This window comes from Bradyrhizobium sp. IAR9, from assembly GCF_013408065.1.
Lineage (GTDB): Bacteria > Pseudomonadota > Alphaproteobacteria > Rhizobiales > Xanthobacteraceae > Bradyrhizobium.
This window is the reverse complement of the sequence record NZ_JACBZW010000001.1, coordinates 411,266-437,137: the sequence shown is the minus strand read 5'-3', so window position 1 is coordinate 437,137 and position 25,872 is coordinate 411,266. Positions and strand designations below refer to the sequence as shown.

Genomic DNA, 25,872 nt, shown 5'->3' with positions numbered 1-25,872 from the left:
GATCGCAAATCTGCCGTGGCTGATCGAAGACACCTTGGAATGCCTCGTCCGGAAGCTCCGAGCCGAAAACATCGAAAGACGTCGTCACCCCGACGTCTGGGCGTGCAGCGTCGCTCTTCGAAGCTGGGCGCTGGTGCTCGACACTCGTCATCTGTGGTCGTTTGACGGTGATATTCGTTGCTCCAGTTAAGGTAGCTTATCCGCTGGGTCACCTATTTTAAACAAAATCCCCCGGCAGAGCCGGGGGCAACGTCATGGTCTCTCGCGTGAAGCCTTGAGAGAATTCAGGAGACCTTGAGGTTCTCCGCGGATGCCTTGCCGCGGTTCTCCACGAGGTCGTATTCAACCACCTGGTTCTCGTTGAGGGTCGAAAGTCCGGCACGCTCGACGGCGGAGATGTGGACGAACACGTCCTTGTCGCTGCCGTTCGGCTTGATGAACCCATAGCCCTTGGTCGGGTTGAACCATTTGACGGTGCCCTTTTGCGGCATCCTCAGTCTCCTCCACTAGATATAAAAAAGACGCGGCCGCTTTTCGCGTGCCACGCCACAAACGGGCTTCCGGGAGTCTGTTCGAGTCTTGAATCTCAATGTCGCGAAACGCACAGCAGAGCGGCCAATTCCGATTGTGTCCAACATTGCAACATGAAAATCGCCCGTTAGCAAGCTGCGGTTAAATTTCAAGGGCAGACGGATTGTGCCGTTCTGCAATTTCCGACCTGTGGCCGCGGAACCACAATCGAGGGCAATAGCCTTGGTGACCGCAGGCTAAGCGGTTGACCCTCCGTGGCAGTTCGGCACAAATCGCGACATGCGTGCGCCGCGCGTGTTGCATTTTTGCGCGCCGCCATTTGCTTCGGGATTTGTCGTCATGTGCTGCACATCGCAGCCCTCCGGGACACGGCAGACGATCGGGCTGGACCGCGTCCGCAGGGTCGCGGCAGCGATCGCGGCGGCGTTTGCGATCGTCGTGATGATGTCGGCCACGTCGCCGGTCTTCGCGCAAAGCCCGACGCCTACGCCGACCCCGACCCCGACGCCCACGCCGTCACCCACCCCGATCCCGTCCCCGTCGGCCGGCAACGCTGCGCTCGATCTCGGCTCGAACTTCCTGGAGCGGCTCGGCAACCAGGCGTCGAACGGTTTCAACCGGACATTCCGCACCAATCCCGGCGGCGGCGGCGCGTCCGCCAGTACTGAAGATCCGCGCTACCGCACCTGGTTCGAGGGCTACGGCATCTCGGTCCGGACCGATGCGCAAGGCGACTTCGTCGGCGACCGGCGCAAGACGGTTGGCGGCGTCGCCGGCTTCGGCGCGCGCGTGGCCCCGGGCGTCAATCTCGGCTTTTCCGTCGACCAGAGCCATACCGACATCGACGTGCCGCTGGCGCTGCAATCGGCCACGCTCGACCTGACGCAAATCGGCTTCAACGGCTCGGTCGACAAGGGGCCATGGACCTGGGCTTTTGCCGTGGTGCACGGTTTCGGCAAGGTCCGTTCCAGCCGCGACACCGGCCTTGGCCTTGCGACCGCGGGCTATCGCGCCGCGGTCGACGGCGCGCTGACCGAGATCAGCTATTACTGGACCAAGGACCAGATGCGCATCGTGCCCAAAGGCGCACTGGAATATGTGCGCGCCACCAGTGCGGCGTTCCAGGAGGTCGGCGGCCTCGATCCGCTCAACGTCGGCTCGACGGCGCTCTCACGCGCACGCATCATGATCGGGGCCGAGATCGGCCGCTACTTCATCATCGACCAGAAGATCCTGGACCTGTCCGGCTACGGCAAGTTCGTCGACAATTTCCACCAGGATCTGGGATCGGTCCAGGTCAGCCTCGGCGCTCAGAACATCGTCGTTCCCGGCATCGGCGAGAGCCGTTACGGCGTGGATGCCGGTGCCTCGGCTTCGCTCAGCTTGACCAGCGTGGCGCGGCTTTACATCAATTACGACGGCAAGTTCCGCAACGAGCTGACCTCGCACCAGGGCACGGTCGGCTTCGAATATCGCTGGTAGGCGCAGCCTCCTAAAGCGCGATGCGATTAGGATGAATCGCCATCGCGCTTTAGGTTGTTGTTTGAGCATGATCTTTTCGGAAAACCGCTGCGCACTTTTCCGGATCATGCTTTAGGTCGGCGTCGCCGCGACATATCCCGTCAATCCAAAACCCTCGCGCGCCGCCGTCATCATCGGCACCAGCGCGTTCGGATGGATGAACTCGTCGCGGAAGCAGGGATAGGTCTTGGGATCGAAGATCTTCTTCAGCCAGTCGACCACGATCTTGTGGCGCTCGGAGGTGCGGAATTCCCGGTGATAGGTGAGCCAGAGATCGGCGTGGTGGCTGACGCCGAGATCGACGGCGATCAGCGGCGCGCCGAGCGCGGTCGAGACCGTTGGCAGGAAGCCGATGCCGGCGCCGCGCTCGACTGCATAGAGCACGCCGACCGAGGAATTGGTCTTGATCCCAACGATGCCCTCGAGCGACTTCAGTCCGAGCACGCGCGCGTAGGCGCCGTCGTCGACCTGCGGCGCGCTCTGCTTGATGATGCGGTGGTTCTTCAGGTCGGCCAGGGTCGCCGGCACGCCGTAGAGATTTTCGTACTCCTTGGAGACGAAGGGATAGATGTGCAGACGGCCTAGCTTGGCGACGATCAGATCCGGATTGGTCGGCGGCTCGAGCTGGATCGCGATGTCCGATTCAAGCCGTGCGACGTCGGCCTGCTCCATCGCGCAGCGCAGATCGACGGTGATCCTGCGGTAGGTCTTCTGGAAGTCGATCAGTCGCGGCAGGATCCAGAAATTGCCCGGGCCTTCCGTCACCGCGACGCGCACTGTGCCTGAGGTGTCGTTCGACGATCGCGCGGCGCGCCGGAAGACGTTGAAGGCATGACGCTCCATATGCGCAACGTCGGCGATCATCGCGGTGCCTTCATCGCTGAGCGTGAGCCCGCTCTGGTCGCGCAGGAACAGCTTGCAGCCGATGCTCTCTTCCAGCCGGTCGACGCGGCGCATCAGCGTGGTCGAGGTGAGCCCGAGCTCCTCGGCGGCATTGCGAAAACTTTTATACTTTGCGCACGCTAAAAACAGTTTCAAATCGTCCCAGGACGCGCCCAGGACTTCTTCACGGTGCTGCGTCATCGCAGCACCCCGGTGCAATAACTGCTGCATACTCCTGATCCCCAGCCGCTAAGCTCGTCGGCGTAGCGGGGCACGAAAGTCTCGAACGATAGAGGCGTGACATGGGTATGGAAAGGGGCTCGTTTGCCGCAAGGCATGATTTCGACGCCTTGCCGCTGAGCCCGGATGTGGATGTCCGCTGCGCGCAATTGTCCGAAATTGCACCGCTTTCGCAGATGGCGCACCGGCTGGTGCCGGGCGTGCGGATCGGGACAGCCGAGCTTGCGCATTACTTCACGTTCGATCCCCAGAGCATCCTGACGTTCAGCCGGAAGGGCGATCTCGTCGGCGGCATGGCCTTCCTGTTTCTCAATGACCGCGGGCACGATGCGTTGCTCCTCGACGAGATCTGCCTCACCGCGCCCGAGACGCGCTATCTCGCTTCCGCGAACGAAGAGGTCGCTGCCATCTATATTTGGGCGATCGCGGCGACGGGACGCGGTATCGCCGGTCTCGGCAAGGCTGCAGCACATCTACGACAGCTAAGGTTCCGCAGCGCCGATTGCTATGCGCAGCCGTCAACCGTGGCCGGACGCGATATCATGAAGGCGACCGGCTTTGCGCCGGTCCCGAGCTTCCAGCCCGACCTCTGGTGCTACGAGCGGCCCTGGCATCGCCAGCCGCTGCGCATGCCGGGCGCGATCATCCAAGCAAGGAGTTTTGCAGATGCACGGTACTAGGATCCCTGTCGCCCAGCCCTGTTCCCGCGCCATCACCATCCGCCTTGCGCGCGATCCAAGCGATCTCATGCTGGTCACCGCCATTCGCTCGGCAGTCTATCTCGCCGAGCAGGATTGTCCGTTCGAGGAGGAGTTCGACGGCAACGACATGGTCGCGGCCCATTTCATCGGCTTCGTGGGCAACGAGCCCGCAGGCTGCCTGCGGGTGCGCTTCTTCGGCGATTTCGCCAAGGTGGAGCGGCTCGCGGTCCGTCACCAATACCGGCGCTCGCGCGTCTCGTTCAAGCTGGTGCAGGCCAGCGTCGACTATGTGAAGCGCAAGGGCTTTCGCAAGATCTACGGCCAGGCACAGGACAGGCTGGTCGATTTCTGGGCCCATTTCGGCGCCAAGCCGCTCGGCCACAATCGCAAGATCACATTCTCGGATTTTTCCTACACGGAAATGCTGCTGGAGATCGAGCCGGGCCCGGACGCGATCACGCTGGACAGCGATCCGTACGTGATCATCCGCCCCGAAGGCGATTGGGACCGGCCGGGCGTGCTCGACGCCTCGGCGGGGCGGGCGGTGACCTCACCGCTGCGGGATCTCGCGCTCGCCGACCGTTGAAACTGGTGCAGCTCTGCGCAAGACAATGCTGGCTTCCATCCACGATGATCCGCCGATCCTGATTTGCGCGGATCTCCAGGTCGAGTATCTGACCCCTGGGCGCCGCCACGTCGTCCTCGACGGCGACGCCGTCACGACGCGCTGCCTGGAACTGCTGACCTTGTGGCGGGGCAATCTCTGGCCGGTGATGCATCTGAAGCGCATCGCGCAGGCGGCGTGGTTCAATCCGGCATCGAGGCTGACCGATTGGATCGCGGAGACCAAGCCGCGGCCGGGAGAGATGACGTTCGATCATCCGCTGCCGTCGGCCTACAGCTCGTCGCGGTTTGTGGACTACATGTCCAATATCCGGACCGTGCGCTGCATTCTGATCGGTTTTTCCCTGGACGAGACCATCCTGGCCACCGCAGCCGAAGGGTTTCACCGCAGCCATCGCTACCAGGTCGTCGCTGACGCCGTGGCTTGCCGGCAGCCGGGTACGGGCGATTCCGCCGCCTATAAGCATGCGGTAGTGAATGTCATCGGGAATTTTGCTACAATCCAGTCCAGCGCCGAACTGATCAGAACCAGCGGCGCCGTTGCGGTGTAGGCGGCCGCGGCCGGCGGATGGGGTGAGAGATTGTCACGGGGAGACGAGCTCAAGGAGCTGACGAGCGATCTGTCGCGTGCGGCCGAGAGGGCGCGCGGGCTTGGTTTGCCGACGACGGTCTATCTGCTCTCGATGGCGCTGGTGGAGGTGAGGGAGGCCGCTGCCGGCACTGACGACGGGCATGACGACGACGCGGCATGAGAGATGCTCCGCATGTTGTTTCGTCATGAGCGGATTTGTCACGTGCGGCAATGTCACGTGCAGCTTTGTCGCGTGCATTTTTGTGCATCGCTGCTGAGCGCTTGCTGCCGACGAATTGGCGTTGCAAGTTCTGCGCTGTCGCAATAGCCAAGGTACTTGATCATCGAGTGATGACGCCGGCTATGCCTGCGACGTGACGCTTTCAAGGATCTCCGCAAATGTCCATACTGCCCAATTCGCAAGAGGCCCGGGATGTAGCCTATCAGCTCCATCCCTACACCAACGCGCGCACCCATCAGCAGGCAGGTCCCCTGGTGATCGAGCGCGGCGAGGGTCCTTACGTCTTCGATGCGTCGGGCAAGCGCTATTTCGAGGCGATGGCCGGCCTGTGGAGCGTTGGGCTGGGCTTCAACGAGAAGCGGCTGGTCGAGGCCGCGCACAAGCAGATGCAGGCGCTGCCGTTCTATCACACGTTCTCCGCCAAATCGCACGGGCCCTCGATCGACCTCGCCGAGAAGCTGGTCGCGCTCGCGCCTGTGCCGATGAGCAAGGTGTTCTTCACCAATTCCGGCTCGGAAGCCAACGACACCGTCCTCAAGCTGATCGCCTATCGCTCCAACGCGCTCGGCCAGCCGCAGCGCAAGAAGGTGATCAGCCGGATGCGCGCTTATCACGGCGTCACCATTGCCTCGGCGAGCCTCACCGGCCTGCCGAACAACCACCGCTCGTTCGACCTACCGCTGCCGAACATCCTGCACACGGGCTCGCCGCATTTCTACAAGGACGGCGCGCCCGGCGAGAGCGAGGAAGCCTTTGCGACGCGCCGGGCCGAGGAGCTCGACGCGCTGATCCAGAAGGAAGGGCCCGATACGATCGCGGCGTTCTTCGGCGAGCCGGTGATGGGCGCGGGCGGCGTCATCGTGCCGCCGGCGACTTATTGGGACAAGATCCAGGCGGTCCTGAACAAGTACGACATCCTGCTGGTCGCCGACGAAGTGATCTGCGGCTTCGGCCGCACCGGCAAGATGTTCGGCTGCGAGACCTACGGCATCAAGCCCGACGTGCTCGTGGTCTCCAAGCAGATCACCTCGAGCTATTTCCCGTTCTCGGCGATCATCATGAACGACCGCATGTTCGAGCCGATCGCGGACGAGAGCAACAAGATCGGCGTGCTCGGCCACGGCTTCACTGCGGGCGGTCATCCGGTCGGTTCGGCGGTTGCGCTGGAAAACCTCAAGATCATCGAGGAGCGCGGCCTGGTCGCACATGCCGCCGAGCTCGGCGCTTACATGCAGGGCAGACTGCGCGAGCTCACCAGCCATCCGCTGGTCGGCGAGGTTCGCGGCGTCGGCATGATCGCGGCGATCGAGCTCGTGCTCGACAAGGGCCGCAAGACCGCAGCGGCGACGCCGGGCGCCGTCGGCGGCATCGCCAGCCGCATGCTCCAGGAGCGCGGCGTGATCTCGCGCAACATGCTGGACGCCATCGCCATCTGCCCGCCGCTGATCGTCACCAAGGCGGACATCGACGGGCTGGTGGACGCGATCTCCGGCGTGTTGAACGACATGAAGGCGGAAGTGGCCAAGCTGACGCCGGCGTAACTGCTGGGCCCAACTCTATCACCGTCACCCTCGCGCAACGGCGTAGCCGTTGTCGCTGGAGGTGCTCGCCTCTTTGGCGAGCCTCGAAGGGCGACGGCCCGGCTGCTACTGCGCGGGCGTTCATCCTTCGTGCGGTGCGTTGCACCGCCCGCCTCGCACCTCAGGATGACGAGCTAACAGTTGATCCGCTCAGCTGAACATTACGCCCGCTGAACCCCGATCACGCGGCCTTTCTCGACCGCCAGTGCCAGCTCGCCGCGCTTGAGCTTCAAGGCAGCGTCGCCGAACAGCTCGCGACGCCAGCCGCGCAGTGCCGGCACGTCGGCTTCGTCGTCGGCCGCGATCTCCTCGAGATCGTCGACGGTCGCGATCACCTTGCTGGCGACCGCATGCTTCTCGGCGGTCATGCGCAGCAACACCTTCAAGAGCTCGACGATGGCGGCGCCGTTGTTGTTGTTGCGCGGCTTCTCCAGCTTCGGGAGCGTCGAAAAATCCCGCGCCAGCCCGCGCTCGACCGCGGCGACGATGTCCGCGCCCCATTTGGATTTCTCAAAACCCTTCGGCACCGAGCGCAGATGGGCGAGCTTTTCCAGAGTGTTCGGCGCGTGGGTCGCGATATCGCTGATGGCCTCGTCGCGCAGCACGCGGCCGCGCGGCACGTCGCGGCTCTGCGCCTCCTGCTCGCGCCAGGCGGCGACCTCCATCAGGACCGCGAGATCCTTCGGCTTGCGCACGCGCGTCTTGAGCCGCTCCCAGGCCCGCTCGGGGTGGAAGTCGTAGGTCCGGGGGGAGGTCAGGACCTCCATCTCGATGGAGACCCATTCGCTGCGGCGGCGCTTCTTGAGGTCGGCATCGAGCGCTGCGAACACGTCGCGCAAATGCGTGACGTCGGACACGGCGTAGTGCATCTGCTCCTTGGTCAGCGGCCGGCGCGACCAGTCGGTGAAGCGGTGGGTCTTGTCCGGGCGGTGGCCGGTGACTTTCTCGACCAGCGCGTCGTAGGCGATGCTGTCGCCGTATCCGAGCACCATCGCAGCAACCTGGGTGTCGAACACCGGATGCGGGATGATGTTGGCCTGGTGCCAGATGATCTCGATGTCCTGACGGGCGGCGTGGAAGACCTTCAGCACGCTCTCATTGGCCATCAGCTCGAAGAACGGCTTGAGGTCGATCCCCTCGGCCAGAGTATCGACGACGATGGCTTCCTCGGCGCTGGCCATCTGCACCACGCATAGCAGCGGGTAGTAGGTGGTCTCGCGCAGGAACTCGGTATCGACGGTAATGACGGGGTGCTTAGCCAGCCGGCTGCAGGCAGCCGCGAGGTCAGCGGTGGTGGTAATCAAATCCATGAACGGCCCATGACACTTGATATCAGCCGTTCTGCCGAAAGCGCTGTGATGTCAAGGGGCTCGATGCGAATTCGAGCCTTGTATTTGAACGGAAATCGCTTTTTCCGACGAAATTCCTATTCGTAGCGGACCCGGTGCGAGGATTTGCGGGCGCAGGGCAACGCCACCACGACCACGCACATGGCGACCAGCGCCAGCCCCAGGAACTCGAAAACCAACAGATCCACGGCGAAATCTCCAGAAACATTGATAGATTTGTCGGGGGTGCGTTGACGGTCTGTTAATTGCGATGGTTACCGGCGGCCGGGGCGGGCTGGATGGTGGACGGCGGGTTAACGGCGGAAATCGCCCTTCATGTCATCAGCTTCGGCAGGGCTGCGGCCAAGGTATCCACGGCCACCCGGACCTTTGGCGGCAGCCGGGGTGAGCGCGGCCATAGCGCGTGGCATTCGTAGAGGAATTCCGGTTGGCCGCTGAGGAGCCTGATGAGCGCTCCGGTGGCGAGGCGCTCGCGGACCAGCCAGTACGGTAGCCAGGCGAGCCCCATGCCCTGCGTGGCGGCATCGGCAATCGCCTCGAGATCGTCGAGCCGTAGCCTGCCGGACGGCATGATCTCGCGCACGGGCCCGCTGCCTTGTGGAAATAGCCACGGACGGATGCGCCCCGAGCGGCGATAAATGATCGCCTGATGCGCGGTGAGATCGTCGATCGATTTCGGCTTGCCGCTCGCCCGCAAGTACGAGCGCGCGCCGCACACCACCATGCGCTGGCTTGCGATACGGCGTGCGATCAGGCCGGACTGGTTGATGAGATCGCCGGTCCGGATCGCAAGGTCGTAGCCGGCCTCGATGATGTCGGTGATCGGATCGCCGAAGGAAAGGTCGAGTTCGAGCCGCGGATGTTTTCGCGCAAGTTTCATCAGCAAGGGGGCAATGCAGTGCCGGCCCAGCAGGGCTGGCATGGTCACGCGGAGCCTGCCGCGTGGCTCGGACAGTTCGTCGGTAACGACGGCATCGGCGGCGTCCGCTTCGAGCAGTACCGCGCGGCAGCGCTCGTAATAGGCCTGGCCCGCGTCAGTCAGGCTCTGTCGCCGTGTGGTGCGGTTGAGGAGGCGGACGCCGAGGCGCTCTTCGAGGAACCGCACATGCTTGCCGACCATCGGCCCCGACATCTCCAGGGCGTCGGCCGCGGCTGCGAACGAGCCGAGATCGACAGCCCGGACGAACGCGGCCATGCTGGTCAGGCGGTCCATGATTGAAAACTCCTGGTTTCGACTGTTCGCTTACTTTGCCGATTTATTCACTTCCTTGGGATCGGCATAGCTCCATTCAGTTCAATTGTTTTGGAGTGTATCCATGGCCCGCGTCGTTCGCTTTCATCGGCATGGCGGTCCCGAAGTGCTCGGTATCGAGACCGTCAACGTTCTGCCGCCGGCGAAGGGCGAGGTTCAGATTCGGATCAGGGCGCTCGGCCTCAACCGTGCGGAAGCCCTGTTCCGGTCAGGGACCTATATCGAGACCGCCCAATTTCCGTCCGGTCTTGGTCTCGAGGCGGCGGGTCTCGTCGAGGCTGTCGGCGAAGGCGTGGCCGGCTTTGCGCCGGGCGATGCCGTCAGTATCGTGCCGCCGACATCCATGGTGCGATGGCCGGCTTATGCGGAGCTCGCAACTTTTCCGGCCGAACTCGTCGTAAAGCATCCACCCGATCTAAGCTTCGAGACAGCGGCAGCGCTATGGATGCAGTATCTGACGGCCTACGGCGCGCTGGTTGACATCGCCGGACTCTTGCGAGGGGACGTGGTCGCCATCACGGCGGCATCGAGCAGTGTCGGGCTTGCAGCAATCCAGATCGCGAACCGGATCGGGGCTGTCCCGGTCGCCCTGACCCGGACATCGGCCAAGCGGCGAGCCTTGCTCGATGCCGGTGCCGCTTACGTCGTGGCCTCAGACGAGGAGGACATCGCAGCGCGGCTGGCGGAGATCGCCGGTTCAAACGGCGTCCGCGTGGTGCTTGATGCCGTCGGCGGTCCGGCGTTCGAGCCGCTGACTGCGGCGATGGCGCCGGGCGGCATCCTGATCGAATATGGTGGGCTGAGTCATGAGCCGACGCCGTTCCCACTCTTCAATGTGTTGACCAAGAGCCTGGTCCTGCGCGGCTACCTCGTGCACGAGATCGTCCGCGATCCGACGCGACTTGGGCAGGCCAAGACTTTCATCCTCGATGGGGTGGCGGACGACACGTTGAAGCCGATCATCGCGCGAACGTTCAAGTTCGAGGATATTGTCGAGGCGCATCGCTTCCTGGAGTCGAACACGCAGTTCGGCAAGATTATCGTGACGATCTGAGGTCGCGCCTTTCGAGGTGTAGTTTCGTAGGGTGGGCAAAGCGAAGCGTGCCCACCATCGCTCAATAGATAGAAAGGTGGGCACGGCGCTGTGCGCCTTTGCCCACCCTACGAGATCGCGTTCGTGGCTCGCAGGATGGATTAGGCCCGCGACGGCGTTTCACGCGGTCGCGGGCTAATCCACCCTACAAGGCAGCCTTACGGCAGCTTCAACGACGTCTCCGCATTGTACGGCTTCAGCGTCTCATCCGCGGCCTTCTGGGCGGCGGCGAGGGCTTCCTTCGGCTGCTTCTTGCCGTTGAGGACCAGCATCACCTCGTCCTCGAGGTTCTTGCGCACCGGCACGGTCTTGTAGGTCGCGAACCAGGGCTTTGCGACGTCGAGTTGCTCGACGGCAGTCTTGGCGTCGGGGTTCTTGTTGAGGAAGTCGACCATCTCGGGCGTTTTGTAGGCGGCCATGTTGGGCGCGAAATAGCCGGTGGCGCGGCTCCACCAGCCGCTCTTCTCGGGCGAGGTCATCCACTTGATCAGCGTCCAGGCGGCCTTCTGCTTGTCGGCCTCGAGCCCGGCCGGAACGATCAGCGAGGCGCCGCCGATCGGCACGGCGTTGCGGACGTTGCGCGGGATGAAGGCGACCTTGTAGGCGAACTTGGCGTTGTCGCGCACGTAAGTGAGCGAGCCCGTCGACAGCATCATCATCGCGGCGTTGCCGGAGATGAAGGAAGTGCTGACGGCAGGGCCAGGCGTGGCGCCGGGGGCGTGGACCTTGTGCTTGTAGACGAGATCATTCCACCAGGTCAGTGCGCCGAGCATCGAAGGCGTGTCGTAATAGACCTCGCCGCCGAACTCCTCGTTGTAGTAGCGCCCGCCATTGCTCATGGTGAGCGTTTCCATCATCCAGCCGCAATAGTCATACGCGCAGGGGATCGCGATGCCCCATTGGGTCACCTTGTCGCCCTCGCGCTTGGTGAGCTTCTTGGCCCAGTCGGTGAGCTCGGCCCAGGTCTGCGGCGGCTTGCTCGGATCGAGGCCGGCTTCCTTGGCCTTGTCGGCGTTGATGTAGAGCAGCGGTGTCGAATTGTGGAAGGGCACGCCGTAGACCGAGCGGTTGATCACCGCGTTGCCCTGCAGCGCCGGGAAGAACTGGCCGAGGAACTGCTCCTTGGTGGTGCCGTCGGCCTTGATCAGGGCATCGAGATTGGTGAGCTCGTTCTCGATCTGCATGTCGAGCAGGAAGTTGGCCGACATGATCACGGCGGACGGCGGCTTGCCGGCCTTGATCGCGGCGCGCGTCTTGATCAGCGTGTCGTCATAGGAGCCGGTGTAGACCGCGGTCGCCTTGACGTCCGGATGGGTCTCGTTGAACTCCTTGATCAAGGTGCCCATGTCGCGGGCGAGCTTGCCGTCGACGGGGACGGGGAAAAACAGATCGATCTCGGTCGGGCCTTCGCCGGCGAGCGCCGGAAGGGCGAGGGCACTTGCCATGGAGCCTGCCATGGCAAGGCCGAGCATGAGCCTGCGGGAAAACAGCATTGAAGAATCTCCTATTTGATGCCTGAGGTGACGAAAGAGCTGATGAAACGCTTCTGGAAGATCAGGAAGGTGATGAGCAGCGGGCCGATCACCATCAGCGTGCCGGCGGCGATGGTGCCCCAGGCCTGCGTGCCTTCGGCGGTCTTGGTGAAGACGGAGAGCCCGACCGTGAGCGGCCGCTTGTCCGGCGAGTTGATCACCATCAGCGGCCACAGGAAGTCGTTCCAGTGGCTGGTCACGGAGATGATGGCGAAGGCGGAGAAGCTCGGCATCGACAGCGGCACGTAGATGTGGCGGATGCGCTGGAGCAGGCTGGCGCCGTCGATCAGGGCTGCGTCTTCCAGCTCGGTCGGAATCGCCTCGAACGCCTGGCGCATCAGGAAGGTGCCGAAGGCGGAGGCGAAGAACGGCATCATCACGCCGGTGAGCGTGTCGTAGAGGCCGAGTTGCGCCACGAGGCTGAGGTTGGGCACGATCAGCAGCACCGGCACCAGCATGAGCTGCATCAGGAACAGATAGAAGATCGGCGTCTTGCCGACGAAGTCGAGGCGCGCAAAGGCAAAGCCCGCCAGCGTGATCGTGACGAACTGCACCAGCAAAATGCCGGCACAGATGATCGTGGTGTTGAGCGTGTAGCGCGGGAAATCGCCGATCTCCCAGGCATCCCTGACATTGTCGAGCGTCGGCTTCAGGCTCGGCATCAGCTCGGCCATGGCATTGATGCCGTCGGAGGCCGGGCGCAGCGTCGCCACGACCATCCACAGGAACGGAATGAGCCAGACGATCGCGAGCAGCACGGTCAGCAGGAAGCCGAGCTTGGGCGTGATCTCGCCCCGTGTGGCGAGCGGGGCGTCCTTGTAGAGCCTGTCGATCAGCTTCATGGCCCGCCCTCGCGGTTGGCCATGGTGCGGAAGGAGAGCGCGGTGAGGCCCATCAGCGCAGCGAGCGTCAGCAGCGTCGCGGCCGAGGCCTTGCCGACGTCGTAATGCTCCACCGCCTGCTGGTAGATGTAGAACAGCACGAGGTTGGTCGAATTGGACGGCCCGCCCTGGGTCATGACGAAGACGTGGTCGACCTGCGTCACCGCGTTGAGCGTGGCGATCACGATGACGAACAGGAAGGTGGGCTTGAGCTCGGGCAAGATGATGTGGCGGAAGCGCATGTAAGGCCCGGCGCCATCGAGATGCGCGGCCTCCATGACGTCCTCAGGCACGGCCTGAAGGCCGGCAAGGAAGAACAGCATGTAATAGCCGGCGTTTTTCCAGATCGTGATGATCATGATCGCATACAGCGCGATGTCGGGATCGCCGAGCCAGTTCGGCAGCACCGGAAGCAGGCGGCCGATATAGAAGTCGAGCAGGCCGACATTGGGCAGGAAGATGAACATGAACAGCGCCGAGGCCGCGACCATCGGGATTAGCACCGGCAGGAACAGCGCCGCCCGCAGCGCGCTGCTGACGGCGTTGGTGCGCGACAGCGCGAGCGCAAACAGCAGCGCGAGGCCGATGCTCGGGATCGTCGTGCCGATGGCATAGACGAGATTGTTGACGACGGCGCCGGTGAAGGCGGGGTCGGCCAGCACCGCGCTGATATTGTCGAGGCCGACGAAGTGGACCGGCGCCTTCGGCGTGGCGCGCTGGTAGAGCGCATCGATGAACACGCGGCCCATCGCGCCATAGGTGAACAGCGCGAGAAAGACCAGCGAGGGCAGCAACAGGAGATAGGCGGGCAGCGAAGCTTTGAAGCGCGTGCCGAGGCGCTTCAGCACGTCCAGGCGCGGCGCCGCCGAGGTCGCGACCGGAAGAGCCGCGGGTTCGGCGAGGCTCATCTCACCGCGCCGGGAAATTGAGCGCATAGTCGCGGCCGTCCGTTCCCACGGGTGGTTCGAAGGGAAAGCGCAGACTGGTGTCGAGGAAGTCGTGGCTGTGCACGACGAGGTTCTCGTCGTCGATCAAGCCGACGCCATAGGCGGGCGGTTCGTGGCTTGCGAGGTGCGGCGCGTCAGCGTCGAGCTCGAACCAGACCTGGTGGTTGGTGCCGCGCAAGGTGGAGAACGGGATCTTGCCGTAGCTGCCGAAGATCGGGCGGTGGACGTGGCCAAAGAAGAGGTGACGGATGCGCGCGCGATAGGGCGCGATCACCTCGGCGAACTCCGCGCTCTGTTTCAGCCCGATCTCGTCCATCGCGTGGACGCCGATCGGGAAAGGCGGATGGTGCATGAACACGACGAACGGCTGGTCGGCGGGCGCGGCCGCCAGCGTGTTGGCAAGCCAGTCGAGGCGCTTGGCGCACATCTCGCCGGCGTGGCTGGTTTCGTCCAGCGTGTCGAGGAAGACGAACAGGCCGTGCTCGGTGGTCTTCGTGCCCTGCACGAAGCCGTTTGAATCGCGCGGCGCGGACTTGAGACCGTCGAGGCAGGCGACGCGCTTGTCGTGATTGCCGACCATGGCGATATACGGGATTTTCAGCGCGGCCATCGCGTCGGCGAAATTGGCGTAGGATTCAGCCTCGCCCCAATGGGTGAGATCGCCGGTCACGACTGCGAAGGCGGCATCGGACTGGTGCTTGTTGATGTCGGCGATCGCCGCATCCAGCCGGGCGCGCGGATCGAGCCCATAGAGCTTCAGCCCGGGGTTCGCGAGATGCGTGTCGGTGAGGTGGATGAATTTGAACGGCATGGCACGCTTTGTCGGGACGGTTGGAGGATGGGTGCCTCCGGCAGGACGACCCTGACAGGCGGTTAGAGCGCGTGTGTTTCAGTTTGATGACAGCGGTTCCCGTGTCCACAGCAGCGCGCTGCGCACGGTGGATTAGCCGAAGGGGTAATTCAAAGTTCCGGCTTACCTTGAGTTGCGGTGCTGCGCGGAGCAGAGCTAATCTAAGCGCGCAAACTTGGTTCTTGTCCCGCGGATCGAGCTAACGGTCGATCGCGCGCAGGCGCTTGATCTCGGCGATCAATCTCGGAATGTCCTGTCGCGCGTTGGCGATGAATTCCTGATCGGCGAGCGTCGCGCCAGTGAGGTAGATGTCTTCGCCTCCGGTCTGGACGAAGTCCGATCCGCTTAGTTCATCGCGCTTCTCGATGAACGATTTCCAAGGACCCGCGGTCGCCTGCTCGCAGCGCGCCTTGATCGCTTCGATCTCGTCATCTTTCAGGGCCGAGAGCTGCGTCATCTTGCAATCCAGAACAGGTTTACGTCCCACAAAACGTCCGCAACACCCGCTGGTCCGGCAGCGGCGGATCGGCGTAGGCGGCAAACTCCGGCTGGTCCTCGAACGGCTTGGCCAGCACTTGCACCAGCTCCTCGAACGGGGCGTAGTCGTCGTCGTTGACCGCAGCCTGGATCACAGCCTCGACGCGGTGGTTGCGCGGGGTGAAGGCCGGATTGACGGCGTGCATCGCGGCTTGCCGCTCGGCTGCGCTCTGCGGCTCCAGCGCGATGCGTGCGCGCCAGCGGCCGGACCACTCGTCGAAGGCTGCGGGCTCCATGAACTGCGCACGCGCATCCGCGCTGTCATCAACGGCGGAATCGCCGAGCTTGCGGAAGGTGAGGGTGAAGTCGGCCTGGTTCTTGGCCATGGCTTCGAGCAGGTCCTGGATCAGGGCGTCGTCGCCTTCACGCTCCGTGAACAGGCCGACCTTTTTGCGCAAGCCGGCTTGATAAGCCGTGCTGAAAATCTCGGAGAAGGCGCCGAGAATGTCCTGGGCTTCGGCCACCGCCTTCTCCTGCTCGTCGGAGAACAACGGCAGCAGGCACTCGGCGAGGCGGGTCAAATTCCACAGCGCGATGCGCGGCTGATTGGCATAGGCATAGCGGCCCATCTCGTCGATCGAGGAGAACACCTGTGCGGGGTTGTAGGCGTCCATGAAGGCGCAGGGGCCGTAGTCGATGGTCTCGCCCGAGATGGAGCTGTTGTCGGTGTTCATCACGCCGTGGATGAAGCCGACCAGCAGCCAGCGCGCGATGAGCTCGGCCTGGCGGGCGACGACGCCGGCGAGCAGTTCGTGATAGGACCGCTCCGCTTCGCGCAGCTCCGGATAGTGCCTGGCGATGACGTGATCGGCGAGCCGGCGGATCGCCTCGGTGTCACGCCGCACGGCGAAGAACTGGAAGGTGCCGACGCGGATATGGCTGGAGGCGATACGCGTCAGCACGGCGCCCGGCAGCGCGGTCTCGCGGATGACGTGCTCGCCGGTGACGACGGCGGCAAGCGAGCGGGTGGTCGGGATGCCCAGTGCATACATCGCTTCGCTGACGATGTATTCGCGCAGGACCGGTCCGAGTGCGGCGCGGCCGTCGCCGCGGCGGGAGAACGGGGTGGGGCCGCTGCCCTTGAGCTGGATGTCCCGGCGAACGCCGTCTTTGTCGATGACCTCGCCGAGCAGGATGGCGCGGCCGTCGCCGAGCTGCGGGACGAACTGCCCGAACTGGTGGCCGGCATAGGCCATGGCGATCGGATCGGCGCCGTCGGGAACCGTCTTCCCCGCCAGGATCGCCGCGCCTTCCGCCGTCTCCAGCAGGTCAGGATCGAGCCCGAGCTGGACCGCCAGCGGCCGGTTCAGCTTGATCAGCCGGGGGGCGGCGACAGGGGTCGGCGCGACGCGGGCAAAGAAGCTGTCGGGCAGCGCCGAATAGGAGTTCTGGAAGGGGAAATGCACCGTCATGCCCTCAAGATAGGGCTGGAACGCCTGATGGCAAAGGGATGGGCCCAGATCGGGCAAAAATGGGCGCTTCCGGCCCAAAACAGGCCGTTCCCTTGGTTGCCGCCCCCGGCCTCGTCGGGTAAACCCTGCCGCAATCTCGGACCGGCCGTGACAGGCGGTCCGATTCGCTTCCACCGACATCATTTTTGGGACGACCATGCATCGCTACCGGTCACATACATGCGGCGCGCTCCGCGAGAGCAACATCGGCGAGACGGTCCGCCTGTCAGGCTGGGTCCATCGCGTCCGCGACCATGGCGGCGTGCTGTTCATCGACCTGCGCGACCATTACGGCCTGACCCAGTGCGTGGTCGACCCGGACTCGCCGGCGTTCTCGCTGGCCGAAAAGCTGCGCTCGGAATTCGTGGTGCGGATGGACGGCAAGGCCCGCCGCCGCCCCGAAGGCACCGACAATGACGATCTGCCGACCGGCAAGATCGAGATCTATGTCACCGAGATCGAGGTGCTGGGTCCGGCCGGCGATCTGCCGCTGCCTGTGTTCGGCGACCAGGAATATCCTGAAGACATCCGCCTGAAGTACCGCTTCCTCGACCTGCGTCGCGAAAAGCTGCACCAGAACATCATGACGCGCGTCGAGATCATCAAGTCGATGCGCCGGCGCATGGAGGGGCAGGGCTTCTTCGAGTTCAACACCCCGATCCTGACCGCGTCCTCGCCGGAAGGCGCGCGCGACTTCCTGGTGCCCTCGCGCATCCATCCCGGCAAGTTCTACGCGTTGCCGCAGGCGCCGCAGCAGTACAAGCAGCTGCTGATGATGTCGGGCTTCGACCGCTACTTCCAGATCGCGCCGTGCTTCCGCGACGAGGACCCGCGTGCCGACCGTCTGCCGGGCGAGTTCTACCAGCTCGACGTCGAGATGAGCTTTGTGACGCAGGAAGACGTGTTTGCGGCGATGGAGCCCGTGATCACGGGCGTGTTCGAGGAGTTCGCCAAGGGCAAGCCGGTCACCAAAGGCTGGCGCCGGATTCCGTTCGCCGAGGCGCTGCGCAAATACGGCAGCGACAAGCCGGATCTGCGCAATCCCATCGAGATGCAGGACGTCTCCGAGCATTTCCGCGGCTCCGGCTTCAAGGTCTTTGCGCGCATGCTCGAAGACCCCAAGAACCAGGTCTGGGCGATCCCCGCGCCGGGGGGCGGCAGCCGCGCCTTCTGCGACCGCATGAATTCGTGGGCGCAGGGCGAAGGCCAGCCCGGACTCGGCTACATCATGTGGCGCGAGGGCGGCGAGGGTGCAGGTCCCCTTGCGAACAATATCGGTCCCGAGCGCACCGCTGCGATCCGCGCGCAGATCGGCACCAAGGAAGGCGATGCCGCCTTCTTCGTCGCCGGTGATCCCGACAAATTCTGGAAGTTCTCAGGCCTTGCCCGCAACAAGGTCGGCGAGGAATTGAACCTCACCGACAAGGAGCGGTTCGAGCTCGCCTGGATCGTCGACTTCCCGATGTACGAGTACAACGAGGACGACAAGAAGGTCGATTTCTCGCACAACCCGTTCTCGATGCCGCAGGGCGGCCTCGATGCGCTGAAGGGTCAGGACCCGCTCACCATCAAGGCGTTCCAGTATGACATCACCTGCAACGGCTACGAGATCGCCTCGGGCGGCATCCGCAACCACGTGCCGGAAGCGATGGTGAAGGCGTTCGAGATCGCAGGCTACGGCGAGCAGGAAGTGGTCGACCGCTTCGGCGGCATGTACCGCGCCTTCCAGTACGGCGCGCCGCCGCACGGCGGCATGGCCGCCGGCGTCGACCGCATCGTGATGCTGCTGTGTGGCACCACGAATTTGCGCGAGATCTCGCTGTTCCCGATGAACCAGCAGGCCATGGACCTCCTGATGGGCGCCCCGTCGGAAGCGACGACCAAGCAGCTTCGCGAGCTGCATGTGCGGGTGAACCTGCCGCAGAAGTGAGTGTGCCTTGCCTCTCCCCGCATGCGGGGAGAGGCCGCCTCGCATCGAAGATGCGAGGCGGGTGAGGGGGACTCTCAGCGAGTCTAACTCTCACCGTGATTGCGGAGGCGGCCCTTCACCCCAACCCTCTCTCCGTAAGAACGGGGCGAGGGAGCGCGCACCGCCGTCACCTACAACCCCGTCGACGCCTCGATCCTGAACTGCGCCAGCGCGATGATCGGCTCGTTGTCGAGGACGTCCATGAGCTGAAGTACCGGCAGCTTGCCGAGCGGCGTCAGCTTGATGGTCAGTGTCTGGCCTGATGCCTCGACGAAGCCGGCCAGCGCATCGACCGCGGCCTTGGCATCGAGATTTGAGGCGGCGATCTTCTCGCCCTGCGCCCGGATCATCGCAACGAGGGCGCTGCGCGCGGCATCACGGCTGACATTCTGCACGCGCGCAAACTGGGCCACGACAAGATCGACAACGCCGCGATCGCGCAACGACAGCTCGATTGCGCCGGTCTCGACCTGCGCCAACTGGCCCATGGCCTCGAGCGGGTCCGTCGTGGTGAAGAGGTCGCGCGGCACCTTGGCGAGCGCCACGCTTACCTGCGCTTTGGCGAGGTTGCCGAGATCGAGCGTGGCCGGCGCCAGCGCGAATGCGCCTGACGCTTCCGTCCAGGCCGCGCCGAGATCGAGGTCGATCGCGAGCTTGTCCACGCCTGCCACGATCAGCGGCTGCAGCGCCGGATTGCCGGGATCGGTCGGCGTGACCATCTTCACGACCAGACTGGCCTTGCTCGGGATCGATCCCACCAGCTGGCCCCAGTTCAGGCTGATCGTGTCGACGGTGATCGGCTGCCGCGAGTTGTTATGAGGCGCAACCACGCCCTTGATCTCGGCGCCTTCGAGCACGCGGAACAGTCCGAGCATCTGATCGGGCGAGGGCGGTTGCCCGGGATTGGTGAGACCCGAAGCCCAGCGCATCAGGTTCGGCATGCTGAAGGATTTGAGCGCGAAGCGCTCCATCTTGAACTGACCCTGCGGCGAAGGTGCATCGACGCCCTCGATCGCGAATTCGCCCTGCCGGTAGCGGATCGCGTTGATCTTCCCTGTTCCCTGCGGTGTGCCAATCGAGGCCTTGCCGATCTCGGCTTTGCCGATGCGAATAGCGTCGTAGAATCCGGCGACCTTCTCCATCAGCTCGCGCGTTTGCGTCGGCGTTGGCGAGGCCGACTTATCCTGCGGCAGCATGGCAAACATCTCGAACAAATGGAGCTTCGACGGCTGCACGTCGATGTCTTCCATGGCGAAGCCGTCGATATCCATACGCAGGCCCAGCGCGGACTTGAGTGCATAAGGGCCGGTGGAGATTTGCCGGTAGACCCGGCGGTAGCTGTCGTCACCGCTCGTCTGCGGATCGAGTGCGGCGAGGATCGGGGTCGAGTCGAAATCATTGACGATCATGCCGGAGATCTCGCCAGTCAGCTTGTCCGCCTTGCCCGGCTGCGTAACGTTGATCGTGAAGGTGGCGCGGTCCATCTTCATTGCATCGACTTTGCCGCGGCCGAGGTTTTGGAGCGCGAGGCCCGAATAGACCACTTCACCGCTGCCGCCGCTGCTGCCGGCGTCGAAACTGATGTTGATGGACGGGATCATCACGGACGTTGCCGTCAGGCTCGCGAACTGGTCGAGCACGAACCGGTACATGTCGCTCAAGGAGCTCGATGCCGGCACGTTTTGAACGCGCAGGGGGCCCGCATAGTCGCGCAGCGTCAACTGCGGGATCTTGTAGGCCAATTTCAGCTTGCCGGGGCCGACTTCATCCAACGCAATCTCGACACCCGAGATGTCGATGCCGTCAGCGGCAAAGCGAGTCTCGCCGATCTGGCGGACGCCCGAGCTCTTGAAGGCGCCGATCTTGACGTGCCCCTGCAACGGGTTGCCGGGGTCGATTGCAATGTCCTCGATCGTCAGCGTCCGGCTCGACTGCTCGAAGGCGATCTTGCCGTGGCTGGCTTTGCTGCCGCCGGCGCGAAGCCGCTCGAACGCCGCCTCGACCTCGCTGGTCATCCGATGCTGGACATAGAGGTTGAAGCCGAACCATCCGCCCGCGCCGAGCACGGCTGCCACGATCAGGCCGATCAGGATTCGCTTCATTCCCAGCTCCAGTTGCTCGTTTTGCACCGCGCAACCTGCCATATTCGCGAAACGCCGCGCGGTCCAGGGAAAGCTATGATTTTCAAATATTTGACCGCGCGCCCTGTTGATGGGCGCGCAATCGGATGTTGCCACCGGGGCGCCCGGCGTGCTTCATCCCGTTTCCATGACCCGGAAATACGGTCCGCTTGGACCGCGGCTTCGGATCGTGCATTTTTGAGGCCGGTAACGCGAGGCGAGACACCGCATGTCGTCCTATTCTGATGATCTCCACCAGGCGGCGCTCGCCTACCATCGTCTGCCGCGCCCTGGGAAGCTCGAGATCCAGGCAAGCAAGCCGCTTGCCAACCAGCGTGACCTCGCGCTGGCCTATTCGCCGGGCGTCGCCGCGGCCTGCACCGAGATCGCCAAGAACCCGGCGGAAGCCGCCACGCTGACCACCCGCGCCAATCTGGTCGCCGTGGTCTCCAACGGCACCGCCGTGCTCGGCCTCGGCAATATCGGACCGCTGGCCTCCAAGCCGGTGATGGAGGGCAAGGCCGTCCTGTTCAAGAAATTCGCCGGCATCGACGTGTTCGACATCGAGATCGCCGCAGACACCATCGACCGCGTGGTCGAGACTGTGGCGGCGCTCGAGCCGACCTTCGGCGGTATCAATCTGGAAGACATCCGGGGACCCGAATGCTTCGAGATCGAGGCGCAGCTCAAGGAGCGCATGAAGATCCCGGTCTTCCATGACGACCAGCACGGCACCGCGATCATCGTCGCCGCCGCCATCACCAACGGTCTCAGGCTGAACGGCAAGACGCTGTCGGACGTCAAGATCGTCGCCTCCGGCGCAGGGGCCGCGGCCATCGCGACACTGAATCTGCTGGTGTCGATGGGCGCACAGCGCAAGAACATCTGGGTTTGCGACATCGACGGCCTCGTGCATGAGGGCCGCAACACCACGATGGACCGCTGGAAGGCGGTCTATGCGCAGAAGACCGACAAGCGCACGCTCGGCGACGTCATCGGCGGCGCCGACATCTTCATCGGTCTCTCGGCGCCGGGCGTGCTCAAGCCCGAGATGGCCAAGGCGATGGCCGACAAGCCGCTGATCATGGCGCTCGCCAACCCGACCCCGGAGATCATGCCGGAGGAGGCGCGCAAGGTGCGCCCTGACGCCATGATCTGCACCGGCCGCTCCGACTATCCGAACCAGGTCAACAACGTCCTGTGCTTTCCGTTCATCTTCCGCGGCGCGCTCGATGTCGGCGCCAGCGCCATCAACGAGGAGATGAAGCACGCTGCCGTCGAGGCCATCGCGCAGCTCGCGCGCGAGGCGCCCTCGGATGCGGTCGCGCAGGGTTTTGACACCGGCGAGACGCAGGGGTTCGGCCCGGGCTCGCTGATCCCGAGTCCCTTTGATCCCCGGTTGATTCTACGCATCGCGCCGGCGGTGGCGAAGGCGGCGATGGAGTCGGGCGTGGCGACGCGGCCCATCACCAATTTCGACGAATACACCGCGCTGCTCGAGCGCTTCGCCTTCCGCTCCGGCCTCGTCATGAAGCCGATGTTCGCCAAGGCCAAGACCCAGCCGGTGCGCGTGATCTATGCCGAAGGCGAGGACGAGCGCGTGCTGCGCGCCACGCAGGTGGTGCTGGAGGAGAATTTGGCGCGGCCGATCCTGGTCGGCCGTCCTTCGGTCGTCGAGGCGCGCATCAAGCGCTTCGGTCTTTCGATCCGCGCCGGCAAGGATTTCGACCTGGTCAATCCCGAGGACGATCCGCGCTATCGCTCCTATGTGCAGTCCTATGTCGAGGTCGCCGGTCGCCGCGGCGTGACGCCGGATGCGGCGCGCACGGTGGTGCGCACCAACAACACGGTGATCGCTGCGCTCGCGGTGACGCGCGGGGAGGCGGATGCCATGCTCTGCGGCGTCGAGGGCCGCTACATGAGCCATCTGCGCCATGTCCGCGAGATCGTCGGTTTTTGCCCGGGCATCAGCGACTACGCGGCGCTGGCGCTGCTGATCACCAGCAAGGGCGCCTTCTTCATCGCCGACACGCAGGTTCGCCCCAATCCGAGCGCGGAGGAGCTCGCCGAGATCGCATCGCTCGCCGCGGTCCACGTCCAGCGCTTCAACATCAAGCCGAAGATCGCCTTCGTCTCGCACTCGGATTTCGGCAGCTACGACACCGATTCCTCGCGCAAGATGCGCCGCGCGACCCAGCTGTTGAAGGATAAGCATCCGGAGATCGAGGCCGACGGCGAGATGCAGGGTGACACGGCACTTTCGGCTGCGGCGCGAAAAATGGTGCTGCCGCACTCCAATCTCGAGGGCGAGGCCAACATCCTGATCATGCCGACGCTGGACACCGCCAACGTCGCCTATCAGATGATCAAGTCGCTTGCGGACGCGCTGCCCGTCGGCCCGATCCTGGTCGGCCCGGCGCGCCCGGCGCATATCCTCACCCCCTCGGTGACGGCGCGCGGCATCCTCAACATGACGGCCGTCGCGGTCGTCGAAGCGCAGGAGCGCGCCGCACGGCAGCCGACGTTGTTCACGTAGGCTTCTAGCGTCATCGGCGCTGCCATCCCTTCTCCCCTTGTTGTGGGAGAAGGGATGGCAGCGCCGGATGAGGGGTTGTTTCCGCGCCTCGGGATCTCGCGAGTTTCCGCGCCGATAGATACCCCTCATCCGTCTCGCCGCTTTGCGGCGAGCCACCTTCTCCCACGAGGGGAGAAGGGAAGAGGCCGCAAATCTTGAATTACTTTCAGTTCGCCATTTCCCCGTTTGTAAAGCGGCGCGCGACTCTTCATAATCCTCACGCGTTCCGTGCTTAGCGCTTTGCCAAGAGGCCGATCATGCCAGCGTTCGTGACTTTCGGGCGAATCCTGTTCGCCGTTCTGTTCATCTACACGGGCGCGACCAAGCTCTTTGCCATTCAGGCGACCGCCGACTTCATCGCCACCAAGGTCGTGGTGCCCGACATCGTCGCGCCCTACGCCAAGCAGGTGGAGACGGCCACCGCCATGACCACGCCGCAGCTGCTGGCGATCGCCGTCGGCGCGCTCGAGATCATCGCGGGGCTGATGATCGCACTGAATTTCGGCGCGCGGTTCTTCGCGATGCTGCTGATCATCTACGTCGCGGTCGCGACCGTGCTGTTCGACGATTTCTGGAACCAGGCGCCGCCCGACAACGCGAAGATGGTGGTCGACGCGCTGAAGAATCTCTCGATCATCGGCGCCTTGTTCATGATCATGGGATACGGCCGCACCACGCGTCCGGCCGAAGCGGCGTACGGGGACGTCTGAGGGCCTACGTTCGGCGCCAGGGTGTCACGGTCACCTCATGCGCCGCATCGAGCAGATACGGTGTGCCCGGCTTCAGGCCGTGCGACGCCAGCACCTGCTGCGGCGTCCGTGCCGGCACGCCGACGAAACAGCCTTCGCCGCCGGGCAGGCGCACATGCGGGGCTTCCGACAGCCAGAACGTATCGTAGCGGCCCATGAACATCTCGAACACGGCTGGGCCGCCGATGATGGCGACCATGCCGGAGGCGACATCGGCAAAGGCACAGGCCTCCTCGAAGCTCGCCTGTTCCGGATTCCACAGCGTCGCGTTCGGCATCTCCGGATCGACGGTGAGCGCCTTGATCTTGCGGGTCAGGATCAGCCGCTTGCGCTTCGGCGAGTTCGGCTGCTGCTCGTGCGAGTGGCGGCCATGCACGGTCAGCGCGGCGCGATCGAGCGCCTGCTCGAAGAACAGCTTGTCGCCGTCGAACTTCAGGCTGTCGGGCATGACGTGGCCGGCGTCGGCGAGCATGCCGTCCGCTGAGACGATGACGTAGCCTTCGATACGGAAAGACAATGGCCGTCTATTCGGAAACGGTCGTCACCACGGAATTGACCGGGCGCTGGCTCACGGTCGGCAGCTTGGCGTCCTTGAGCAGCTCCTGGTCGTATTCGGGCAGCGACGAGGCCGGGAATTTGGCGCGCATCGCCACCACCTTGTAGCCGCCGGCCTTCAGGCGCTTGAGCAACTCGGGCAGGGCTTCCGCGGTGTGCTTCTGGAAGTCGTGCATCAGAATGATGCCCTTGCCCTTGGTGTCGAGCTTCTTCATCACGGTCTCGACCACCTTCTCGGGCTTTGAAGCCTTGAAGTCGAAGGAGTCGATATCGCAGGAGAAGATCGCCGTGTTGCGGTTGCCGAGATAGGTGACCATCTCCGGCGGATGCTGAAGCGCCGGGAAGCGGAAGAACGGCGAGGGCGAGATGCCGCCGAGCGCCCACTTCACCGCGGACAGGCCCTTCTCGATCTCTTCCTTGCGCTGCGCTTCGGTGAGCTTCTTGTTGTTGAGATTGGCGTGCGACCAGGTGTGAGTGCCGACGGTGTGGCCGGCCGCGTAGACCTGCTTCAGGATCTCCGGCTCATAGGTCGCGTGCTTACCGATCGAGAAGAAGATGCCGGTGGTGCATTCGTCGGCGAGCGCCTTCAGCACGGCGGGCGTGTTCTTCGGCCAGGGGCCATCGTCGAAGGTCAGCACCACCTCCTTGTCGCGCAGGAAGTCGAGGTCCTTGAAGTGCTCGAAGCCGAAGCCGGGACCGCCCGTGGTGTCGATCTCGACGGTTCGGGCGACACCGAGCGCGCCCGGCGTGTTGCAGGCCGCGCGGGCCGGCTGCGGCGCCTGCTTGGGCGGAGGCGGATTGACGAAGCCTGCCGGCGCGGCGGCTGCCGCGGGAGCTGCTGGCGGAGCCGCAGCAGGCGCGGCCGCGGCCGGCGTCGCCGCGGGTGCGGCTTGCGTCGCAGCCGCGGGCTTTGCGGCCGGGGTCTGCGACCATGCTGCGCCGGTCATCGCAACCGACATTGCGCTTGCCAAAATCAGTCCTGCCGCCACACGCATGGTGTTGTCCTCGAGATTGATCCCGTTGTTCCGCCGCGGCTTTTTCGCCGCGAGCAAAACCCATCCTGCCCCAAACGATCCTAGCCTAGATGGTGGGCCATCGCCATTGCAACGGCTGTTTGGCAT

23 protein-coding genes are annotated in these 25,872 nt (G+C 64.2%); 10 read left to right on the top strand and 13 right to left on the bottom strand.

What is annotated here, in order from left to right:
• Nucleotides 1–284: 284 nt before the first annotated feature.
• Entirely contained in the window at nucleotides 285–491 is a 207-nt protein-coding gene (locus GGD67_RS02115) for a cold-shock protein (protein WP_007591938.1), read from the bottom strand.
• Between the two features lie 379 nt (nucleotides 492–870).
• Here GGD67_RS02115 and GGD67_RS02110 point away from each other — a divergent pair, with 379 nt between their 5' ends.
• Nucleotides 871–2,013: an autotransporter outer membrane beta-barrel domain-containing protein gene (locus GGD67_RS02110; protein ID WP_179730687.1), complete on the top strand. Its 1,143-nt coding sequence runs from the start codon at nucleotides 871–873 to the stop codon at nucleotides 2,011–2,013.
• Between the two features lie 111 nt (nucleotides 2,014–2,124).
• On the opposite strand, the gene GGD67_RS02105 is transcribed toward GGD67_RS02110, so the two are convergent.
• Nucleotides 2,125–3,165: a LysR family transcriptional regulator gene (locus GGD67_RS02105; protein WP_179730686.1), complete on the bottom strand. Its 1,041-nt coding sequence runs from the start codon at nucleotides 3,163–3,165 to the stop codon at nucleotides 2,125–2,127.
• Nucleotides 3,166–3,236: 71 nt separating this feature from the next.
• On the opposite strand from GGD67_RS02105, the gene GGD67_RS02100 reads away from it, so the two are divergent.
• The 5 genes from GGD67_RS02100 to GGD67_RS02080 all read left to right on the top strand — a co-directional run bounded on the left by GGD67_RS02100 (nucleotide 3,237) and on the right by GGD67_RS02080 (nucleotide 6,852).
• Entirely contained in the window at nucleotides 3,237–3,854 is a 618-nt protein-coding gene (locus tag GGD67_RS02100) for a hypothetical protein (RefSeq protein WP_018317523.1), read from the top strand.
• Nucleotides 3,841–4,461: a GNAT family N-acetyltransferase gene (locus GGD67_RS02095; RefSeq protein ID WP_018317522.1), complete on the top strand. Its 621-nt coding sequence runs from the start codon at nucleotides 3,841–3,843 to the stop codon at nucleotides 4,459–4,461. Before GGD67_RS02100 ends, GGD67_RS02095 begins: the two co-directional genes overlap by 14 nt.
• A gap of 25 nt (nucleotides 4,462–4,486) precedes the next feature.
• Entirely contained in the window at nucleotides 4,487–5,050 is a 564-nt protein-coding gene (locus tag GGD67_RS02090; protein ID WP_018317521.1) for an isochorismatase family protein, read from the top strand.
• Between the two features lie 30 nt (nucleotides 5,051–5,080).
• On the top strand, nucleotides 5,081–5,251 hold the full coding sequence (locus GGD67_RS02085; RefSeq protein ID WP_179730685.1) for a hypothetical protein: 171 nt from the start codon (nucleotides 5,081–5,083) through the stop codon (nucleotides 5,249–5,251).
• A gap of 218 nt (nucleotides 5,252–5,469) precedes the next feature.
• Complete coding sequence (locus tag GGD67_RS02080) at nucleotides 5,470–6,852, top strand: aspartate aminotransferase family protein (protein ID WP_179730684.1); 1,383 nt, start codon at nucleotides 5,470–5,472, stop codon at nucleotides 6,850–6,852.
• 200 nt (nucleotides 6,853–7,052) lie between these two features.
• On the opposite strand, the gene rnd is transcribed toward GGD67_RS02080, so the two are convergent.
• Together rnd and GGD67_RS02070 are read right to left on the bottom strand one after the other, a co-directional pair.
• Entirely contained in the window at nucleotides 7,053–8,201 is a 1,149-nt protein-coding gene (rnd, locus tag GGD67_RS02075) for a ribonuclease D (protein WP_179730683.1), read from the bottom strand.
• Nucleotides 8,202–8,553: 352 nt separating this feature from the next.
• A complete protein-coding gene (locus GGD67_RS02070) occupies nucleotides 8,554–9,453 on the bottom strand; it encodes a LysR family transcriptional regulator (RefSeq protein ID WP_179730682.1) in 900 nt (299 codons plus the stop codon).
• A 103-nt stretch (nucleotides 9,454–9,556) separates the two neighbouring features.
• Between GGD67_RS02070 and GGD67_RS02065 the strand changes: the two genes are divergently transcribed.
• Entirely contained in the window at nucleotides 9,557–10,546 is a 990-nt protein-coding gene (locus tag GGD67_RS02065; RefSeq protein WP_179730681.1) for a zinc-dependent alcohol dehydrogenase family protein, read from the top strand.
• A 197-nt stretch (nucleotides 10,547–10,743) separates the two neighbouring features.
• Here GGD67_RS02065 and GGD67_RS02060 read toward each other — a convergent pair whose 3' ends face one another.
• From GGD67_RS02060 to GGD67_RS02035, 6 genes are all read right to left on the bottom strand, one after another.
• Nucleotides 10,744–12,078, bottom strand: a complete 1,335-nt coding sequence (locus GGD67_RS02060) for an ABC transporter substrate-binding protein (protein ID WP_092252963.1) — start codon at nucleotides 12,076–12,078, stop codon at nucleotides 10,744–10,746.
• A gap of 11 nt (nucleotides 12,079–12,089) precedes the next feature.
• On the bottom strand, nucleotides 12,090–12,959 hold the full coding sequence (locus tag GGD67_RS02055; protein ID WP_179730680.1) for a carbohydrate ABC transporter permease: 870 nt from the start codon (nucleotides 12,957–12,959) through the stop codon (nucleotides 12,090–12,092).
• Complete coding sequence (locus GGD67_RS02050; RefSeq protein WP_179730679.1) at nucleotides 12,956–13,906, bottom strand: carbohydrate ABC transporter permease; 951 nt, start codon at nucleotides 13,904–13,906, stop codon at nucleotides 12,956–12,958. The genes GGD67_RS02055 and GGD67_RS02050 overlap by 4 nt, the downstream gene beginning before the upstream one ends.
• Nucleotide 13,907: 1 nt before the next feature.
• Nucleotides 13,908–14,756, bottom strand: coding sequence for a phosphodiesterase (locus GGD67_RS02045; protein WP_179730678.1), 849 nt, complete (start codon nucleotides 14,754–14,756; stop codon nucleotides 13,908–13,910).
• 238 nt (nucleotides 14,757–14,994) lie between these two features.
• On the bottom strand, nucleotides 14,995–15,252 hold the full coding sequence (locus GGD67_RS02040; protein ID WP_018317510.1) for a hypothetical protein: 258 nt from the start codon (nucleotides 15,250–15,252) through the stop codon (nucleotides 14,995–14,997).
• Nucleotides 15,253–15,271: 19 nt separating this feature from the next.
• Complete coding sequence (locus GGD67_RS02035) at nucleotides 15,272–16,744, bottom strand: YdiU family protein (RefSeq protein WP_179731393.1); 1,473 nt, start codon at nucleotides 16,742–16,744, stop codon at nucleotides 15,272–15,274.
• A gap of 196 nt (nucleotides 16,745–16,940) precedes the next feature.
• On the opposite strand from GGD67_RS02035, the gene aspS reads away from it, so the two are divergent.
• Nucleotides 16,941–18,713: an aspartate--tRNA ligase gene (gene aspS / locus GGD67_RS02030; RefSeq protein WP_018317508.1), complete on the top strand. Its 1,773-nt coding sequence runs from the start codon at nucleotides 16,941–16,943 to the stop codon at nucleotides 18,711–18,713.
• Nucleotides 18,714–18,883: 170 nt separating this feature from the next.
• On the opposite strand, the gene GGD67_RS02025 is transcribed toward aspS, so the two are convergent.
• Nucleotides 18,884–20,854, bottom strand: coding sequence for a hypothetical protein (locus GGD67_RS02025; RefSeq protein WP_179730677.1), 1,971 nt, complete (start codon nucleotides 20,852–20,854; stop codon nucleotides 18,884–18,886).
• Between the two features lie 247 nt (nucleotides 20,855–21,101).
• Between GGD67_RS02025 and GGD67_RS02020 the strand changes: the two genes are divergently transcribed.
• Nucleotides 21,102–23,408 carry an NADP-dependent malic enzyme gene (locus GGD67_RS02020; protein ID WP_179730676.1) on the top strand — a complete coding sequence of 769 codons (2,307 nt, stop codon included), beginning with the start codon at nucleotides 21,102–21,104 and terminating at the stop codon, nucleotides 23,406–23,408.
• 296 nt (nucleotides 23,409–23,704) lie between these two features.
• On the top strand, nucleotides 23,705–24,157 hold the full coding sequence (locus GGD67_RS02015) for a DoxX family protein (protein WP_018317505.1): 453 nt from the start codon (nucleotides 23,705–23,707) through the stop codon (nucleotides 24,155–24,157).
• Nucleotides 24,158–24,161: 4 nt separating this feature from the next.
• Here the strand turns inward: GGD67_RS02015 and GGD67_RS02010 are convergent, their stop codons facing one another.
• Together GGD67_RS02010 and GGD67_RS02005 are read right to left on the bottom strand one after the other, a co-directional pair.
• Complete coding sequence (locus GGD67_RS02010; RefSeq protein WP_018317504.1) at nucleotides 24,162–24,713, bottom strand: dihydrofolate reductase; 552 nt, start codon at nucleotides 24,711–24,713, stop codon at nucleotides 24,162–24,164.
• 7 nt (nucleotides 24,714–24,720) lie between these two features.
• Nucleotides 24,721–25,746: a polysaccharide deacetylase family protein gene (locus GGD67_RS02005; protein WP_179730675.1), complete on the bottom strand. Its 1,026-nt coding sequence runs from the start codon at nucleotides 25,744–25,746 to the stop codon at nucleotides 24,721–24,723.
• Between the last annotated feature and the right edge of the window lie 126 nt (nucleotides 25,747–25,872).

Bases quoted from the DNA above. Each gene is read 5' to 3' on its own strand.
- GGD67_RS02105 (WP_179730686.1), bottom strand. From the start codon at position 3,165: ATGCAGCAGTTATTGCACCGGGGTGCTGCGATGACGCAGCACCGTGAA.
- GGD67_RS02025 (WP_179730677.1), bottom strand. From the start codon at position 20,854: ATGAAGCGAATCCTGATCGGCCTGATCGTGGCAGCCGTGCTCGGCGCG.
- GGD67_RS02080 (WP_179730684.1), top strand. From the start codon at position 5,470: ATGTCCATACTGCCCAATTCGCAAGAGGCCCGGGATGTAGCCTATCAG.
- GGD67_RS02090 (WP_018317521.1), top strand. From the start codon at position 4,487: ATGCTGGCTTCCATCCACGATGATCCGCCGATCCTGATTTGCGCGGAT.
- GGD67_RS02020 (WP_179730676.1), top strand. From the start codon at position 21,102: ATGTCGTCCTATTCTGATGATCTCCACCAGGCGGCGCTCGCCTACCAT.
- GGD67_RS02100 (WP_018317523.1), top strand. From the start codon at position 3,237: ATGGGTATGGAAAGGGGCTCGTTTGCCGCAAGGCATGATTTCGACGCC.
- GGD67_RS02110 (WP_179730687.1), top strand. From the start codon at position 871: ATGTGCTGCACATCGCAGCCCTCCGGGACACGGCAGACGATCGGGCTG.
- GGD67_RS02005 (WP_179730675.1), bottom strand. From the start codon at position 25,746: ATGCGTGTGGCGGCAGGACTGATTTTGGCAAGCGCAATGTCGGTTGCG.
- aspS (WP_018317508.1), top strand. From the start codon at position 16,941: ATGCATCGCTACCGGTCACATACATGCGGCGCGCTCCGCGAGAGCAAC.
- GGD67_RS02065 (WP_179730681.1), top strand. From the start codon at position 9,557: ATGGCCCGCGTCGTTCGCTTTCATCGGCATGGCGGTCCCGAAGTGCTC.
- GGD67_RS02095 (WP_018317522.1), top strand. From the start codon at position 3,841: ATGCACGGTACTAGGATCCCTGTCGCCCAGCCCTGTTCCCGCGCCATC.
- GGD67_RS02050 (WP_179730679.1), bottom strand. From the start codon at position 13,906: ATGAGCCTCGCCGAACCCGCGGCTCTTCCGGTCGCGACCTCGGCGGCG.
- GGD67_RS02055 (WP_179730680.1), bottom strand. From the start codon at position 12,959: ATGAAGCTGATCGACAGGCTCTACAAGGACGCCCCGCTCGCCACACGG.
- GGD67_RS02070 (WP_179730682.1), bottom strand. From the start codon at position 9,453: ATGGACCGCCTGACCAGCATGGCCGCGTTCGTCCGGGCTGTCGATCTC.
- GGD67_RS02040 (WP_018317510.1), bottom strand. From the start codon at position 15,252: ATGACGCAGCTCTCGGCCCTGAAAGATGACGAGATCGAAGCGATCAAG.
- GGD67_RS02045 (WP_179730678.1), bottom strand. From the start codon at position 14,756: ATGCCGTTCAAATTCATCCACCTCACCGACACGCATCTCGCGAACCCC.
- GGD67_RS02035 (WP_179731393.1), bottom strand. From the start codon at position 16,744: ATGACGGTGCATTTCCCCTTCCAGAACTCCTATTCGGCGCTGCCCGAC.
- rnd (WP_179730683.1), bottom strand. From the start codon at position 8,201: ATGGATTTGATTACCACCACCGCTGACCTCGCGGCTGCCTGCAGCCGG.
- GGD67_RS02015 (WP_018317505.1), top strand. From the start codon at position 23,705: ATGCCAGCGTTCGTGACTTTCGGGCGAATCCTGTTCGCCGTTCTGTTC.
- GGD67_RS02115 (WP_007591938.1), bottom strand. From the start codon at position 491: ATGCCGCAAAAGGGCACCGTCAAATGGTTCAACCCGACCAAGGGCTAT.
- GGD67_RS02060 (WP_092252963.1), bottom strand. From the start codon at position 12,078: ATGCTGTTTTCCCGCAGGCTCATGCTCGGCCTTGCCATGGCAGGCTCC.